The organism is Azospirillum sp. TSH20 (assembly GCF_003115935.1).
In the GTDB taxonomy this organism is placed as follows: domain Bacteria; phylum Pseudomonadota; class Alphaproteobacteria; order Azospirillales; family Azospirillaceae; genus Azospirillum.
This window is the reverse complement of the sequence record NZ_LGQU01000042.1, coordinates 87,375-102,877: the sequence shown is the minus strand read 5'-3', so window position 1 is coordinate 102,877 and position 15,503 is coordinate 87,375. Positions and strand designations below refer to the sequence as shown.

Sequence of the window (15,503 nt, the reverse complement as noted above, 5' to 3'; positions counted from 1 at the left end):
ATCAGCCGCGCTGCTCGGGCCGCAGCTCCCGCTGCTCCGGCGTCAGCATCAGGCGCTCGACGCGGCGGCCCTCGACCAGGTGGGTCTGCAGGATTTCATCGACATCGCCGGTGCTGTGATAGCTGTACCAGACGCCTTCCGGATAGATCACCATCGTCGGACCGAGTTCACAGCGGTCGAGGCAGCCGGCGGAGTTGATCCGCACCTTGCCGTCGAAGCCGAGTTCACGGGCGCGGGCCTTCATATAGTCGCGCAGCTTCTCCGACCCGTGGGCGGCGCAGGATCCGCGGCGATGCCCATCGGGGCGACGGTTGGTGCAGCAGAAGACATGGGCTTCGAAATAGGGCTTTTGCGATTCAATAGGATGGTCGGTCACTTTCTTCCTTCCTGGCCCAGGGCAGACGCCATCTGGGACCAAAACATCTTCTGCATCTGCTCCATACCCTGGATGCCGGCAGGGAGCCAGGTCTTCAGCATGGTCTCCGGGTCCATGGCCTGGAGGTTCGCACGCATGCGTTCCTGGATCTCCTGCATCATGGCATCCTGCATCGGCTTCACGTCGGGCAGGCCCAGGAAGTGCCGGGCCTCGTCCGGGGTGCAGTCGATGTCGACGGTGATTTTCATGGGAACCCCTCCAGACCCGGATCGGGTGCCGGATCCGGCACCATTGCAGGCATTGGCCGTGTTGATTTTGGGGTTGAGCGCCGCGGCGGCTCATGCCCCACTATACAGATAGGATGCACTGGCGCAACGCCACCCCGGCGCCACCTATTGATTCACGACACACCAACAGATCGGACACCGCCATGCCCGCCACTCCGTTGGGCGCGAACCTGCTAGGCCGGGAGACGAGCCCCTATCTGCTGCAGCACAAGGACAACCCGGTGCACTGGATGCCCTGGGGGCCGGAGGCCTTCGCCCGTGCCAAGGCGGAGAACAAGCCGGTGCTGCTGTCGGTCGGCTATGCCGCCTGCCACTGGTGCCACGTGATGGCGCATGAGAGCTTCGAAAATCCCGAGATCGCCGGGCTGATGAACGAGCTGTTCATCAACATCAAGGTCGACCGGGAGGAACGGCCGGATCTCGACACCATCTACCAGTCGGCACTGGCCCTGCTGGGACAGCAGGGCGGTTGGCCGCTGACCATGTTCCTGACACCGGATGCGGAGCCCTTCTGGGGCGGCACATACTTCCCGCCGGCGCCCCGTTATGGCCGGGCCGGCTTCCCCGACGTGCTGCGCGGCATCGCCGGCACCTATGCCAATGAGCAGGACAAGGTCGGCAAGAATGTCGACGCGCTGAAATCGGCACTCGCTGGGATGGGGGAGAACCGGTCGGCCGGCGCGGTCGATGCCGGGGTGCTGGATCAGGTGGCGCAACGGCTGCTGCGGGAGGTCGATCCGATCCATGGCGGCATCGGCAGCGCGCCGAAATTCCCGCAGGTGCCGCTGTTCGAACTGCTGTGGCGGGCATGGCAGCGCACCGGGCGCGAGCCGTTCCGCGAGGCGGTGACCCACACGCTGGCCAACATGGCGCAGGGCGGCATCTACGATCATCTCGGCGGCGGCTTCGCCCGCTATTCGGTCGATGAACGCTGGCTGGTGCCGCATTTCGAGAAGATGCTCTACGACAATGCGGAGCTGCTCGACCTGATGACGCTGGTCTGGCAGGAGACGCGCGACCCGCTGCTGGAAACCCGCATCCGCGAGACGGTCGGCTGGCTGCTGCGCGAGATGATCGCCGACGGCGGCGGATTCGCCGCGACGCTGGACGCCGACAGCGAGGGCGAGGAGGGACTCTTCTATATATGGCAGGAGCATGAGGTCGACCGGTTGCTCGGTCCCGCCCTCGGCGACAACGGTCTGGCGACGTTTAAGCGCGTTTACGAAGTGCTGCCCCAGGGCAATTGGGAGGGCGTCACCATCCTGAACCGGCTGGGCGGTCTGGCACTGGCCGACGACGCCACCGAGGCGACGCTCGCCAAGGGCCGGGAGATCCTGTTGCGGGCGCGGGCCAAGCGGGTGAGGCCGGGCTGGGACAACAAGGTGCTGGCCGACTGGAACGGCCTGATGATCGCGGCGCTGACCCATGCCGCCCTGGCGCTGGACGAGCCGGAATGGCTGGACGCCGCCGGCCGCTCCTTCACCTTCGTCCGCGACCGGATGGATAGCGCCGGGCGGCTTTGCCACAGCTGGCGGCACGGACAGGGCAAGCATGCGGGGATGCTCGACGATTACGCCCAGATGGCGCGCGCGGCCCTGGCGTTGCACGAGGCGACCGGGGATCCGGCGGCGCTCGATCAGGCGAAGACCTGGGTGGCGACGCTCGACGCCCATTTCTGGGACGGCGCCAACGGCGGCTATTTCTTCACCGCCGACGATGCGGAAGGGCTGATCGTCCGCACCAAGAGCGTCTACGACAACGCCACGCCCAGCGGCAACGGCACCATGCTGGCGGTGCTGACCACGCTGTTCCAGCGCACCGGCGAGGATGCCTATCGCGAGCGGGCAGAGGCGCTCGCCGCCGCCTTCTCGGGGGAGTTGACGCGCAACTTCTTCCCGCTGCCGACCTTCCTGAACGCGGTGGAACTGATGACGGCACCGCTGCAGATCGTCATCGTCGGCCCGCCCAAAGCGGCGGAGACCGAGGCGCTGCGCCGCACCGTGCTGGACCGCTCGCTGCCCAACCGCATCCTGACCGTGCTCCCTCCGAAGGCGGATCTGCCCGCCACTCATCCGGCACAGGGGAAGGGGATGCGCGACGGGACGGCCACCGCCTATGTCTGCCGCGGCATGACCTGCTCGGCACCGGTGACGGCGCCGGCGGATCTGGCTGCCCTTCTGGCAACGAAAAGCTGACTTTCGGGGAGGAAACCATGGCGCGTCTTTCCATCGACAGCCCGCTGGGGCCCCTGATGCTGAGCGGGGACGGATCCGCCCTCACCTCGGTCGGCTGGGGCCGCTTCGACCATGACGAACCCGATGCGGTGCTGGCCGAGACGGCACGCCAGCTGGAGGCCTATTTCGCCGGACGGCTCCAGCGTTTCAACCTGCCACTGAAGCCGGCGGGCACCGCGTTCCGGCGGAGCGTCTGGGACGCGATGCTGGCGATCCCCTATGGCGGCACCGCGACCTATGGCGGGATGGCAAAGATGCTGGGCAGCGCGCCGCGCGCGGTCGGCGGAGCCTGCGGCGCCAACCCGATCCCGATCATCATTCCCTGTCATCGGGTGCTGGCCAGCGGCGGAGCGCCCGGCGGCTATTCCGGCCATGGCGGGCTGGACACCAAGGCGTGGTTGCTGGCGCTGGAACGCCGGCATGCCGGCGTGGGGCAGGGCAACGGTGCGGCGGCGGAGCAGTTCGCGTTGCTTTGAGACGTCTGAGAACTCCAAAAAGAAGGGAAACCAAACCACCATGGTTCATGCAATCCGCATCCACGAGCACGGCGGGCCGGAGGTTTTGCGCTGGGACGAAATCGAGGTGGGAGAGCCCGGTCCCGGTCAGGTGCGCATCCGCCAGACCGCCGTCGGACTGAACTACATCGACACCTATCACCGCTCCGGCGCCTACAAGCTGCCGGATCTGCCGGCGGTGATCGGCATGGCGGGCACCGGCGTGGTTGAAGCGCTGGGGCCGGACGTCACCACGCTGAAGATCGGCGACCGCGTCGGTTACGCCATGTCGATCGGCGCCTATGCCGAGAGCCGCCTGATCGCCGCCGACCGGCTGGTGCCGCTGCCGAGCTGGCTCGACGAACAAGCCACGGCTGCCACCCTGCTGCAGGGATTGACCGCGCAGTATCTGCTGCGCAGCACCTATGTGGTCCAGCCCGGCGATACCATCCTGGTGCAGGCCGCCGCCGGCGGGGTGGGGCTGCTGCTGTGCTCCTGGGCGCGCCATCTCGGCGTCACGGTGATCGGAACCGTCGGGTCGGAGGAGAAGGCAGAACTGGCGAAGGCCCATGGCTGTCACCACACCATCGACTACACCCGCGAGGATTTCGTCCAGCGGGTGAAGGATCTGACGGACGGGCAGGGCGTGCCGGTGGTCTATGACGGCGTCGGCAAGACGACCTTCCTGAAGGGGCTGGACTGCCTGCGGCCGCGCGGGCTGATGGTGCTGTTCGGCGCCGCGTCTGGCGCGCCGGCGCCGCTGGATCTGGGCCTGCTGGCGACGAAGGGGTCGCTCTATGTGACGCGGCCGACGCTGGCGACCTACACCGCCAAGCGGGAGGATTTGATGGCGTCCGCCGCGGATCTGTTCGACGCGGTGAAGAACGGCGGGGTGACCTTCACAGTCAACCAGCGCTTTGCGCTGAAGGACACGGCGGAGGCCCATCGGGCGCTTGAGGCCCGGGCGACGACGGGGTCGACGGTGCTGGTGCCGTAAGGGGGTTAAATAGGTGCGAGGTTAAACCCCCACCTATCCTCCCCAGCTGGGCGGGGGAGGGACTGCCGCCACTCTACCGAACAAGCACTTACTCCCTCTCCCGCCCAGCGGGGGAGGGTCGGGGTGGGGGCAATCGACGCGGACTACTCCACCGCCCAAAGCGGGTTCTTGATCTTCTTCAGCATCTCCGCATGCGCCGCGGCCTCATCGTCGCTGACGGCGAAGGCGCGGGCTTCGCGGAAGGGGCGGTCGATGCGGACCGGGCCGGTGGGACCACTCTTCGATGCGGGACCGCCGGCGAAGGACAGGCCGGTCTGCCGGCCGCCCAGCAGTTCCAGATAAACCTCGGCCAGCAGCTGGGCGTCGAGCAGCGCGCCGTGCAGGGTGCGGTTGGAGTTGTCGACGCCGAAGCGCTTGCACAGCGCGTCCAGGGTGGCGGGCGAGCCGGGGAACTTCTGTCGGGCCATCAGCAGCGTGTCGATGGCGCGGTCCTTCGGCATCACCGGATGGCCGGCGATCTTCAGCTCCCAATTCAGGAAGTGCATATCGAAGGCGGCGTTGTGGATCACCAGCGGGGCGTCGCCGATGAAGGCAACGAAGTCGGCGGCCACATCGTTGAACAGCGGCTTGTCGGCCAGGAACTCAGCGCTCAGCCCGTGAACGGCGAAGGCCTCCGGCGGCATGTCGCGTTCGGGGTTGAGGTAGACGTGAAAGCGTTCGCCGGTGGCGAGATGGTTGACCAGCTCGATGCAGCCGATCTCGACCAGCCGGTGACCCTCCTCCGGCTTGAAGCCCGTGGTTTCGGTGTCGAGAACGATTTCACGCATGATGGATCTGCCCTGGTTGATAGCCGCGCGGCGGCCAGTGCCTGCCCGGCCGCCGTGCCATCCGATGTTGTCTGACTTGCCGCACAATGCCCTGAAGCGCCCGCCGCGTCACCAGCCGACCGGCACCCGTCGGCACGACATAGTCCGCACGCCGCCGTTTCTCCGCATCCGGCATCTGGCGGGCGAGGATACCGGCGAACTTCTCCGCCGTCATGCCCGGCCGGGCCAGCACGCGGGCGCGCTGGACGGCGAAGGGGGCGGAGACGACGATGGTGGCGTCGACCCGCCGCTCGCCATGGGTTTCGAACAGCAAGGGAATATCCAGCACGGCGATCTTCGCGCCACGCCGCGCGGCACGGGCGAGGAAGTGGCGCTGCGCCGCCTGGACCATCGGGTGCAGGATCGCCTCCAGCCTCTTCAGCGCGTCCGGGTCGCGGAACACCGCCGCCCCCAGCGCTGGCCGGCTGACTGCACCGTCGATCACGACGCCGGGGAAGGCGGCGTCGATGGCCGGCACCGCCCGCCCGCCGCGGCCGAGCAGCCCGTGCACCACCGCATCGGAATCGCAGACCGGGGCGCCCATCGCCTGCAGCATCCGCGCGGCGGTGCTCTTGCCCATGCCGATGGAGCCGGTCAGGCCCAGCACGATCATGACCCGATCCTCAGCCTTCCAGGACGTAACGGGTCAGTTCCGGCGTCACCTGCGGCTCGACGCCGAACCAGGCCTTGAACCCGGGACGGGCCTGATGCAGCAGCATGCCGATGCCGCCGGCCACCGGGTTGCCGCGCGCCCTGGCCTCGGCCAGCAGCGGGGTTTCCAGCGGCACATAGACGATGTCGTTGACGACGGCCGAGACGGGCAGGGCGCGCAAAGGCAGGTCAAGCGCCGGCTGCCCCGCCATGCCCTGGGTGGTGGTGTTGACCAGCAGAGCGGCGCCGTCGAGCGCGGTTTCACGTGAAACCCAATCGACCACCGTCACTCCGCCGTTGAGGCCGACCGCGGCCAGATCCGCCGCCAGTTCCTCGGCGCGGGCGCGGGTGCGGTTGACCAGACGGACCTCCGGCGCACCGGCATCGAGCAGGGCGACCACCACGGCGCGGGCGGCGCCGCCGGCACCGATCACCACCGCCGGACCACGCTCCGCCGTCCAGCCCGGCTGTTCGGCGCGCAGGTTCTCGATGAAGCCGAAACCGTCGGTGTTGCCGCCTTCCAGCGCGCCATCCTCCGCCACCACGATGGTGTTGACGGCTCCCATGCGCCGAGCGGTTTCGTCCAGCCGGTCGACGGTGCGGAAGGCGATCTCCTTCAACGGGACGGTGACGTTGCAGCCGCGAAAGCCAAGCGCGGGCAGGGCGCGGATCGCCTGTTCAGCCCGCTCCGGCGCCACCGCCAGCGGCACATAGGCGCCGTCGATCCCATACTGGCGCAGCCAGAACCCATGCAACCGGGGCGACCGCGAATGGCTGATCGGCCAACCCATCACACCGGCGATTTTCGCCTTGCCGCTGATAGCGTGAACCGCCGTCATTCCCTGCCCACTCCATGCACGCGCAGAAAACCGAGCAGCGGCAGAAGCGGCAGCCCGAGGATGGTGAAGAAGTCGCCCTCGACCCGATGGAACAGCTGCGCCCCCAGCCCTTCCAGCTGGTAGGCGCCGACCGAGTGCAGCACGTCGTCGCCGACACGGTCGAGATAGTCGTCGAGAAAGGCTTCGGAGAAATTGCGCATGGTCAACCGGGCACTGTCGATCTGGTGCCACATCCGTTCGCCGTTGCGCACCACCACGGCACAGCTGACCAGCCGGTGGGTCTTGCCGCGCAGGTCGAGAAGCTGGGCGCGGGCCGCGGCGCGATCGGCCGGCTTGTCGAACCAGCGCCCCTCGCATTCCAGCATCTGGTCGGCACCGACCACCAGCGCACCGGGGTGGCGGCGGGTGATGCGCTGGGCCTTCAACTCGGCCAGGGCTTCGGCGACGATGTCGGCGGAGACGCCCTCCGCCCGGCCGGCGGCCTTCACCTCGTCCTCATCGACCAGCGGCTTGTCGAGGATCGCGGTCACGCCGGCCTGCTCCAGCATCGCCGCGCGCGTGCGCGAGCCCGACGCCAGGACGAGCTTGGGAGCCGTGCTCACGTCTTCTTTCCTTCCGGGCTGAAGTTGGCGCTCTGGCGGCGGGCGAGCAGCATCATGATCTCGGCCGCGGTCTCTTCGATGGAGCGGCGGGATACGTCGATCACCGGCCAGCCGCGCCGGCTGAACAGGCGGCGCGCCTCCTGGACCTCGGCGCGGACCAGCTCGGGGTCGGCGTAGCTGGAGCCCTCGCCCTGGTTCAGCAGCTTCAGACGGTTACGGCGAATCTGCACCAGCCGGTCGGGGTCCTTGGTCAGCCCGACGATCAGCGGCCGGGTCAGCAGGTCCAGTTCCGCCGGCAGCGGGCTGCCCGGCACCAGGGGGATGTTGGCCGCCTTGATGCCGCGGTTGGCCAGATAGATGCAGGTCGGCGTCTTGGAACTGCGCGACACGCCGATCAGCACCACGTCGGCCTCGTGCAGGTCCCAGTTCGACTGGCCGTCGTCGTGGGACAGGGCGAAGTCGACGGCGTCGATCCGGCTGAAATACTCGGCGTCCAGCACATGCTGGCGGCCGGGCTGGCGCTGCGATTCCACGCCCAGGAAGGCGGCGAGCGCGTTGATCAGCGGATCGAGCACGGGGATGCAGGGCACCTGCATCTCGCGGCAGAAATCCTGCAGGCGGCGGCGCAGTGTCTCGTCGACCAGCGTGAACATCACCAGCCCGTGATTGTCCCGAATCCCCTCCAGCACGAGGTCGAGCTGGCGGTCGGTCCGCACCAGATTCCAGAAATGCTCGATCGGCCGAACGTCGTCGAACTGGATGACGCAGGCGCGCGCCACGCTGTTGATGGTCTCGCCCGTCGCATCGGACACGAGATGTAGGTGGAACTCTTTCATCCGTCCCCAACATTCTGTGGAGAACCCGGCCCAGATCTGTGGACAACCGGATCCGCCTTCGTTTCGTCCCGACCGGGGGACTTCTCCTCCCCGATACGGCCAAGTGCGGAACAACTCCGCCGACCGCTTCGGAAGCTGGGAAGATCCGGCCCCATCCGCCCTGTTATCCACGGGACTCCCGTTCGTCCAGCTATAGCATTTCCGCCGTTTCCGACGGTAGTGCTCCGAATCGTCCACAGATCCGCACACATGGACGCACAAGCCCCCGGATCTGTGGATAGATTCGCTTGAGTCGGGGATCACCGTTATCCACAGGCATCCACCTCATCCTCTTCCTTTCTCCCTTTAAAAAATATAGTGAAGAAGAGGGGATAAACCCGTCCCGGAATCCGGCGCGGAATCGGCGCTGGAATCGCAGGGGTTCAGATTCGCAAGTCCCAGATTCGCAAAGCCAAGGAACGCACCGTCTTGTCCGCCACCAGCTCCGACGTCCAGAATCAGGCTTCCCAGCCTGCCCTGAAGCCGATGCTCGCCGCCCTGGCGGGAGAGGTGCGGACGCGTCCGCCCTTCTGGCTGATGCGTCAGGCCGGACGCTATCTGCCGGAATATCGCGAGCTGCGGGCGAAGGCCGGCAGCTTTCTCGATCTCTGCTACAACCCCGACTTCGCGGTCGAGGTGACCTTGCAGCCGCTGCACCGTTACGGCATGGACGCGGCGATTCTGTTCTCCGACATCCTGGTGGTGCCGCATGCCCTGGGGCAGCCGCTGGCCTATCTGGAGGGGGAGGGGCCGAAGCTGGATCCGGTCCGCAACGTCGAGGACCTGAAGCGCCTGTCACGCGACCGCTTCCACGAGACGCTGGCGCCGGTCTACGAGACGGTGCGCCGGCTCTCCACCGCGATTCCGGAGGGCACGACGCTGATCGGCTTTGCAGGGGCTCCCTGGACCATCGCCTGCTACATGGTCGAAGGGGCGGGCTCCAAGGAGTATGCGCACGTCAAGCGCTGGGCCTATGGCGACCCGGCGGGATTCGGCCAGCTAATCGACCTGATCGTCGAGGTGACCGCCGACTATCTCTGCCGCCAGATCGAGGCGGGGGCCGAGGTGGTGCAGCTGTTCGACAGCTGGGCCGGCGTGCTGCCGGTGGCGGAGTTCCGCCGCTGGGTGATCGAGCCGACGCGGCGGATCGTCGCACTGGTGAAGGCGAAGCACCCGAACACGCCGGTCATCGGCTTCCCGCGCGGCGCCGGCCATGCCTATGAGGAGTATGTCGCCGGGTCCGGCGTCGATGCTGTGGGGCTCGACACCACCGTCCCGCCGGTGTGGGCGGCGCAGACTCTCCAGACGCGGCTGCCGGTGCAGGGAAACCTCGACCCGATCATGCTGGCGGCGGGCGGCAAGGCGCTGGAGACCGCGACGCGCGACATCCTGGAGGCGTTGGCCGGCGGCCCCTTCGTCTTCAACCTGGGCCATGGCGTCATCCAGTCGACCCCGCCGCAGCATGTCGCCGATCTGACCCGCATCCTGCGGGAATGGCCGGGGCGCGGCTGAGGCTTTCCGGCGGACCGGCGCTAAGGGGCTGAAAAAGCGACGGAGGGGGTCTGGACAGAGCGACGGCGACGCTCCAGTTTAGCGGGCACCATGAGCCAGCAATTCTCCCAGACCTCCGCCTCGACCACTGCAACGCCCGGCGGCCGGCCGCGGCGTGTCGCCGTCGTGCTGTTCAACCTCGGCGGTCCGGACGCGCCGGAGGCGGTGCGGCCCTTCCTGTTCAACCTGTTCGCCGATCCGGCCATCATCCGGCTGCCGAACCCGTTCCGCTTCCTGATCGCCAGCCTGATCAGCGGACGGCGGGCCAAGCCGGCCACCGCGATCTATGCCCAGCTCGGCGGCAAGTCGCCGCTGCTGGAGAACACGGAAGCCCAGACGGCGGCGCTGGAAGCAATGCTGGCGGCAGATCCGGCAGCAGATCCGGCCGGGGAGGGGGCGGAGACCAAGGTCTTCATCGCCATGCGCTACTGGCACCCGATGAGCGCCGAGACGGCCGCCCGGGTGAAGGCGTACGACCCGGATCTGGTCGTGCTGCTGCCGCTCTACCCGCAATTCTCCACCACCACCACGGCGTCGAGCGCCAAGGCGTGGCATGAGGCGGCGAACACCGTCGGACTGACGGCGCCGACGAAGCTGCTGTGCTGCTATCCGACCCAGCCCGGCTTCATCGACGGCACGGCGGATCTGATCCGTCCGCTGTACGAGGCGGCCAAGGCCCATGGCAAGCCGCGCGTCCTGTTCTCCGCCCACGGGCTGCCGAAGAAGGTGGTGGCCTCCGGCGACCCCTATCAGTGGCAGTGCGAGCGGACGGCAGAGTCCATCGCCGCGGCGCTGGGCATCGACGATCTCGACTGGATCAACTGCTACCAGAGCCGCGTCGGCCCGATGGAGTGGATCGGCCCCAGCACCGACGCCGAGATCCGCCGCGCCGGCCAGGACGGCGTGCCGATCCTGGTGGTGCCGATGGCCTTCGTGTCGGAGCATTCCGAGACGCTGGTGGAGATCGAGGTCGAATACCGCCATCTCGCCAAGGAGGCAGGGGTGCCGCACTTCACCCGCGTGCCGACCGTCGGGGTGCATCCCGGCTTCATCGACGGGCTGGCGGCGCTGGTGCGGCAGACGGTCGCGGGCAAGGCGGCGATCTGCTCCCAGAAGGGCGACCGGATCTGCCCGTCCAACTTCTCCGGCTGCCCGCAGGCGCGGCCCTGAACCGCAAAGAAAGAAGGGACACGCCCGGTGCTGTACGATTGGATCAAGGCGCTGCACGTCATCAGCATCATCGCCTGGATGGCGGGGTTGCTCTACCTGCCGCGGCTGTTCGTCTACCACTGCCAAGTGTCGGCCGGATCCGAGGCGTCGGAAACCTTCAAGGTGATGGAGCGCCGCCTGCTGCGCGTCATCATGAACCCGGCGATGATCGCCTCCTACGTGTTCGGCATCACCATGATCGTGCTGACGCCGGAATGGATGAAGCAGGGCTGGCTGCACGCCAAGATCCTGTTCGTGCTGCTGCTGACCGTCAGCCACATGATGATGGCCCGCTGGCGCCGGGACTTCGCCGAGGATCGCAACACCCGGCCGCAGCGCTTCTTCCGCATCGCCAACGAGGTGCCGACGCTGCTGATGATCGGCATCGTCATCTTCGTCATCGTGAAGCCCTTCTGACCGCCGGCAGGTGAACGCGCCGTCTTCCACCTCCCGGAAAAAGCGGAATCCGCGACCTGTGCGGGTTTCGCTTTCGTTTGACTTGCGCCCGCCGATCCGATAACCATGTCAGGACCACGGGGTTTTCGCCCCGCGGCCTCCCACGCCCACATCTGCCGATCCGACGCTCTGACTTTGAGCCGGGCCTGGTGGCTGGCGATCCGCTCCCGTGCGACCATTATCCGGACGCCCTGGCGCGCACCCGCCTATGCGCCACCCGCTGCCCACCCGACGCGACCGCGTTGCAGCGTCCCCCGCTGCCAACCGCCGTCGGCCGGACCTTCTGGCACCTCCCATCCCCAAGGCCACTCCCCCGCATGACGATTTCACAGGCAATCCGATGCATCTCCAAGAGCTGAAGTGCAAAAGCCCCGCTGAACTGCTGGCGTTCGCGGAGGAGCTTCAGATCGAGAACGCGAGCACGCTGCGCAAGCAGGACATGATGTTCGCGATCCTGAAGCAACTGGCCGAAAACGACATTCCGATCTTCGGCGACGGCGTGTTGGAGGTGCTGCAGGACGGGTTCGGCTTCCTGCGCTCGCCGGAAGCCAATTATCTGCCGGGTCCCGACGACATCTATGTCAGTCCCAGCCAGGTGCGCCGCTTCGGCCTGCGCACCGGCGACACGGTGGAAGGGCAGATCCGCTCGCCCAAGGACGGTGAGCGCTATTTCGCCCTGCTGAAGGTCAACACCATCAACTTCGATACGCCGGACAAGGTCCGTCACCGTATCAACTTCGACAACCTGACGCCGCTCTATCCGGAAGAACGCATCCGGATGGAGGTCGAGGACCCGACCAAGAAGAACCTCACCGGCCGCATCGTCGACCTGGTGGCGCCGCTGGGCAAGGGACAGCGCGGGCTGATCGTGGCGCCGCCGCGCACCGGCAAGACGGTGATGCTGCAGAACATCGCCCACTCGGTCGCCACCAACCACCCCGAAGCCTATCTGATCGTCCTCTTGATCGACGAGCGTCCGGAAGAAGTGACGGACATGGCCCGCTCGGTCCGCGGCGAGGTCATCAGCTCCACCTTCGACGAGCCGGCGACCCGCCACGTCCAGGTCGCGGAAATGGTGATCGAGAAGGCCAAGCGGCTGGTCGAGCACAAGCGCGACGTGGTCATCCTGCTGGACTCGATCACCCGTCTGGCCCGCGCCTACAACACCGTCGTGCCGTCGTCGGGCAAGGTGCTGACCGGCGGTGTCGACGCCAACGCCCTGCAGCGTCCCAAGCGCTTCTTCGGTGCCGCCCGCAACGTGGAAGAGGGTGGATCGCTGACCATCATCGCCACCGCGCTGATCGACACCGGCAGCCGCATGGACGAGGTGATCTTCGAAGAGTTCAAGGGCACCGGCAACTCGGAAATCGTGCTGGACCGCAAGCTCTCCGACAAGCGCACCTTCCCGGCCATCGACATCTCCAAGTCGGGCACCCGCAAGGAGGAACTGCTGGTCGACAAGGGCACCATGTCGAAGATGTGGATCCTGCGCCGCATCCTGATGCCGATGGGCGTGACCGACGCGGTCGACTTCCTGGTCGACAAGCTGAAGCACACCAAGTCGAACAACGAGTTCTTCGAGAGCATGAACCAGTAGGGGCCGGAACCGGGCCGGATCTGCCGGCCCCTCGCCTGGACCTTCAGGGAGCGTCATTCCCGCGAAGGCGGGGAACCATGCTTCCCCTGACGGTCGCTTCCAAAGGTTCTGGATTCCCGCATTCGCGGGAATCACGGCCGGATGGGGCGGCAGACGGTTCGGATAGGACAAGAAAAAGGGCGGGGGCCTTTCGGCCACCCGCCCTTTTTCTTTCCGGATCCGCCCGATCCCGCTTGGGATCAGAAGGGCGGCTGCTGCGGCTGTTCGGCCTGCTGGCCCGACTGGCGGTGGTACAGCTCGGCGAAGTCGATCGGGTTGATCATCAGCGGCGGGAAGCCGCCTTCGCGGGTCGCGCTGGAGACGATGGCGCGGGCGAACGGGAAGATCATCCGGGCGCCTTCGATCATCAGGACCGGGCGGTGATGCTCTTCCGGCAGGCCGGGGAACTGGAACAGCGCGCCATAGGCCAGTTCGACCAGGAAGGCCACGGACTCGCCCTGGCGGGCCTCGCAACGCAGGTTCAGCGTCAGCTCATAGATGTCGTCGCCGACCTTCTGGCCCTGTACGTCGACACCGATGTTCACCTGCGGCTGCGGCTGGTTCGGCAGCAGGCTTTGCGGGGCGTTGGGGTTCTCGAACGAGAAGTCCTTCACATACTGCGCGAGGACATGCATCGGCAGCGAAGAGGTCTGCTGCTGCTCGGCGCCGTTGCTCATCTGATCGGACATAACGGACTCCTAATCGCCGGCTGTCGTCCCGGCCATCCTCCCGCATCGGGAAAGGGCGGGGACGGTGGGCCGGCCCGGATGTGAGGTGACAGGGGTTGGTTCGCGACGGTTGTGCCTTCGCCCAAGGGGCTGGCTATCACGGATCGGTCGTCCTGCCAACGGAAACCGCCGGCCCGCCGGCCGGTCAGCGCCGCTCATCCGGGCGGTGCTTCCCCCATTGGGAATCGGTCAGCCGCGGCGCATCGCGGTCGTCAGGTTCCTCGCCCATTTTGCCCTCGCCCATCTTGCGCTCGTTGGGCGTGACGTCGCGGTAGTCGCCGTCGATCACGCCGGGCACGCCGGGGGTGGGGCGGAAAGGATCATCGGTCTGGCGGGGGCCGTCCGCCCCGAAACCGGGGCCGCCAAAACCCCCGGCTCCGAAATTGCCGGCGCCGAAGCCGGGACGGCCGGCGGTGGTGGTGAAGACCGGCATCCCGGCCCCCATGCGGCCGAGCAGCCAACGGCCGATGCCGCGGCGCAGCGGCCCGATCAGCAGGACGATGCCGAGAATGTCGGTCAGGAAGCCGGGGATGATCAGCAGGATGCCGGCCAGCACGGCGCAGAAACCGTCCAGAACGGTGCCGATCGGCGCCTCGCCGCGGGCGGCTGCGGCCTGGGCGCGGGTCAGCGAGGCCAGACCCTGGTGGCGGACCAGCAGCACACCCACCACCGCCGACAGGGCCAGCAGCCCGATGGTCGGCCCGGCGCCGATCCAATCGCCGACCTGGATGAATCCGACGATCTCCAGGATCGGCAGAAGAAGGATCAACAACAGGGGATTCATGGTGTCCTTGCTCTTCGGGCTCGCTGCCCCTATCTAGGTTTGGATAGGTCGTCCGGTCGAAACACCGTCGGCCTCATCCAATTGGCCGTTGCTGGCGGGCAAGCAACACGTAATGCCGACCGGCCGCAAGGTCCAGAGGCGGGCCGGATCCGCCGGCGATTTCGCCGCGGCACAAAGCTCACGACAAGTCGTTTTGGAAGGAACAGATGATGGGAGACGGGTTCGTGTTCATCGAGATCGTGATCTTCGCGATGATCGCGGCCTTCCTCGTTTATCGGCTGCGCAGTGTCCTCGGCCGCCGGACGGGGGAGGAGCGTCAGCGCTCCAACCCCTTCACCGCCGCTCCGAACCCGGCGAAGCCCGACAATGTCGTGCCCCTGCCGGAGCGCAACCGGCCGCGGCCTGATGTCGCACCCGGCGCGGACGTGACCGCCTCGGACGAGCCGTTGTCGCTGGCCGCTTCCATCGACCAGATCCGGGCCGCCGATCCGAATTTCGACGAGAAGCATTTCCTGGAAGGCGCCAAGGCTGCCTTCGCCATGATCGTCGACGCCTTCGCCCGCGGCGACACCGCAACGCTGCGTCCACTGCTGGCGGACGACGTCTATGACAGCTTCGCCCGTGTCATCCGCGACCGTCAGGCCGCCGGCGAGCAGCACGAGGCCCGCATCGAACTGGTGCGCGAGGCCGAGGTGGTGGAAGCGAAGCTGGATGCCGGCCGCACCGCCCGCGTCACCGTGCGTCTGGTCTCCGATCAGGTGAATGTGGTGCGTGACCGCGAGGGCGCCGTGATCGACGGCGATCCCAAGGCGCTGGTGGAGAACACCGACGTCTGGACCTTCGCCCGCAACCTCCGCTCCCGCGACCCCAACTGGGCGCTGGTCGAGGTGCGTCCGGTTCAGTAACGAACGACCAGTG

At 67.3% G+C, this 15,503-nt stretch carries 17 protein-coding genes; 8 read left to right on the top strand and 9 right to left on the bottom strand.

Annotated features, from left to right (window positions below; translation table 11 throughout):
• Window position 1 precedes the first annotated feature (1 nt).
• Window positions 2-376, bottom strand: coding sequence for a (2Fe-2S) ferredoxin domain-containing protein (locus tag TSH20_RS11965; RefSeq protein WP_247871313.1), 375 nt, complete (start codon window positions 374-376; stop codon window positions 2-4).
• Window positions 373-624 carry a DUF6489 family protein gene (locus TSH20_RS11960; protein WP_063635627.1) on the bottom strand — a complete coding sequence of 84 codons (252 nt, stop codon included), beginning with the start codon at window positions 622-624 and terminating at the stop codon, window positions 373-375. Before TSH20_RS11960 ends, TSH20_RS11965 begins: the two co-directional genes overlap by 4 nt.
• Before the next feature lie 182 nt (window positions 625-806).
• Between TSH20_RS11960 and TSH20_RS11955 the strand changes: the two genes are divergently transcribed.
• Genes TSH20_RS11955 through TSH20_RS11945 form a run of 3 tightly spaced genes read left to right on the top strand, consistent with a single transcriptional unit; the run spans window position 807 to window position 4,388 of the window.
• On the top strand, window positions 807-2,858 hold the full coding sequence (locus TSH20_RS11955; protein WP_109074932.1) for a thioredoxin domain-containing protein: 2,052 nt from the start codon (window positions 807-809) through the stop codon (window positions 2,856-2,858).
• A gap of 17 nt (window positions 2,859-2,875) precedes the next feature.
• Window positions 2,876-3,373, top strand: a complete 498-nt coding sequence (locus TSH20_RS11950; RefSeq protein WP_109074931.1) for a methylated-DNA--[protein]-cysteine S-methyltransferase — start codon at window positions 2,876-2,878, stop codon at window positions 3,371-3,373.
• Between the two features lie 40 nt (window positions 3,374-3,413).
• On the top strand, window positions 3,414-4,388 hold the full coding sequence (locus TSH20_RS11945; RefSeq protein ID WP_109074930.1) for a quinone oxidoreductase: 975 nt from the start codon (window positions 3,414-3,416) through the stop codon (window positions 4,386-4,388).
• 143 nt (window positions 4,389-4,531) lie between these two features.
• On the opposite strand, the gene dnaQ is transcribed toward TSH20_RS11945, so the two are convergent.
• Genes dnaQ through TSH20_RS11915 form a run of 5 tightly spaced genes read right to left on the bottom strand, consistent with a single transcriptional unit; the run spans window position 4,532 to window position 8,182 of the window.
• Window positions 4,532-5,215: a DNA polymerase III subunit epsilon gene (gene dnaQ, locus TSH20_RS11935; RefSeq protein WP_109074929.1), complete on the bottom strand. Its 684-nt coding sequence runs from the start codon at window positions 5,213-5,215 to the stop codon at window positions 4,532-4,534.
• Complete coding sequence (coaE, locus tag TSH20_RS11930) at window positions 5,208-5,867, bottom strand: dephospho-CoA kinase (RefSeq protein WP_109074928.1); 660 nt, start codon at window positions 5,865-5,867, stop codon at window positions 5,208-5,210. Before coaE ends, dnaQ begins: the two co-directional genes overlap by 8 nt.
• Window positions 5,868-5,877: 10 nt before the next feature.
• A complete protein-coding gene (locus TSH20_RS11925) occupies window positions 5,878-6,744 on the bottom strand; it encodes a shikimate dehydrogenase (RefSeq protein ID WP_109074927.1) in 867 nt (288 codons plus the stop codon).
• The gene (locus TSH20_RS11920; protein ID WP_109074926.1) at window positions 6,741-7,346 is read right to left on the bottom strand and encodes a Maf family protein; all 606 of its coding nucleotides are present in this window, start codon (window positions 7,344-7,346) and stop codon (window positions 6,741-6,743) included. The genes TSH20_RS11925 and TSH20_RS11920 overlap by 4 nt, the downstream gene beginning before the upstream one ends.
• The gene (locus TSH20_RS11915; protein WP_085086922.1) at window positions 7,343-8,182 is read right to left on the bottom strand and encodes a pyruvate, water dikinase regulatory protein; all 840 of its coding nucleotides are present in this window, start codon (window positions 8,180-8,182) and stop codon (window positions 7,343-7,345) included. The genes TSH20_RS11920 and TSH20_RS11915 overlap by 4 nt, the downstream gene beginning before the upstream one ends.
• A gap of 525 nt (window positions 8,183-8,707) precedes the next feature.
• On the opposite strand from TSH20_RS11915, the gene hemE reads away from it, so the two are divergent.
• The 4 genes from hemE to rho all read left to right on the top strand — a co-directional run bounded on the left by hemE (window position 8,708) and on the right by rho (window position 13,034).
• Complete coding sequence (hemE, locus tag TSH20_RS11910; protein ID WP_109075007.1) at window positions 8,708-9,733, top strand: uroporphyrinogen decarboxylase; 1,026 nt, start codon at window positions 8,708-8,710, stop codon at window positions 9,731-9,733.
• Between the two features lie 90 nt (window positions 9,734-9,823).
• The gene (gene hemH / locus TSH20_RS11905) at window positions 9,824-10,942 is read left to right on the top strand and encodes a ferrochelatase (RefSeq protein WP_109074925.1); all 1,119 of its coding nucleotides are present in this window, start codon (window positions 9,824-9,826) and stop codon (window positions 10,940-10,942) included.
• Between the two features lie 27 nt (window positions 10,943-10,969).
• A complete protein-coding gene (gene hemJ / locus TSH20_RS11900; RefSeq protein WP_109074924.1) occupies window positions 10,970-11,398 on the top strand; it encodes a protoporphyrinogen oxidase HemJ in 429 nt (142 codons plus the stop codon).
• Window positions 11,399-11,777: 379 nt separating this feature from the next.
• Window positions 11,778-13,034 carry a transcription termination factor Rho gene (rho, locus tag TSH20_RS11895; RefSeq protein ID WP_085086916.1) on the top strand — a complete coding sequence of 419 codons (1,257 nt, stop codon included), beginning with the start codon at window positions 11,778-11,780 and terminating at the stop codon, window positions 13,032-13,034.
• 239 nt (window positions 13,035-13,273) lie between these two features.
• On the opposite strand, the gene secB is transcribed toward rho, so the two are convergent.
• Both secB and TSH20_RS11885 read right to left on the bottom strand, forming a co-directional pair.
• Window positions 13,274-13,762 carry a protein-export chaperone SecB gene (gene secB, locus TSH20_RS11890; RefSeq protein WP_109074923.1) on the bottom strand — a complete coding sequence of 163 codons (489 nt, stop codon included), beginning with the start codon at window positions 13,760-13,762 and terminating at the stop codon, window positions 13,274-13,276.
• A 184-nt stretch (window positions 13,763-13,946) separates the two neighbouring features.
• Window positions 13,947-14,585 carry an FxsA family protein gene (locus tag TSH20_RS11885; protein ID WP_109074922.1) on the bottom strand — a complete coding sequence of 213 codons (639 nt, stop codon included), beginning with the start codon at window positions 14,583-14,585 and terminating at the stop codon, window positions 13,947-13,949.
• Between the two features lie 209 nt (window positions 14,586-14,794).
• Here TSH20_RS11885 and TSH20_RS11880 point away from each other — a divergent pair, with 209 nt between their 5' ends.
• Window positions 14,795-15,490 (top strand): Tim44/TimA family putative adaptor protein, encoded by a 696-nt coding sequence (locus TSH20_RS11880; RefSeq protein ID WP_109075006.1) that lies wholly within the window; start codon window positions 14,795-14,797, stop codon window positions 15,488-15,490.
• The last annotated feature ends 13 nt before the right edge of the window (window positions 15,491-15,503 follow it).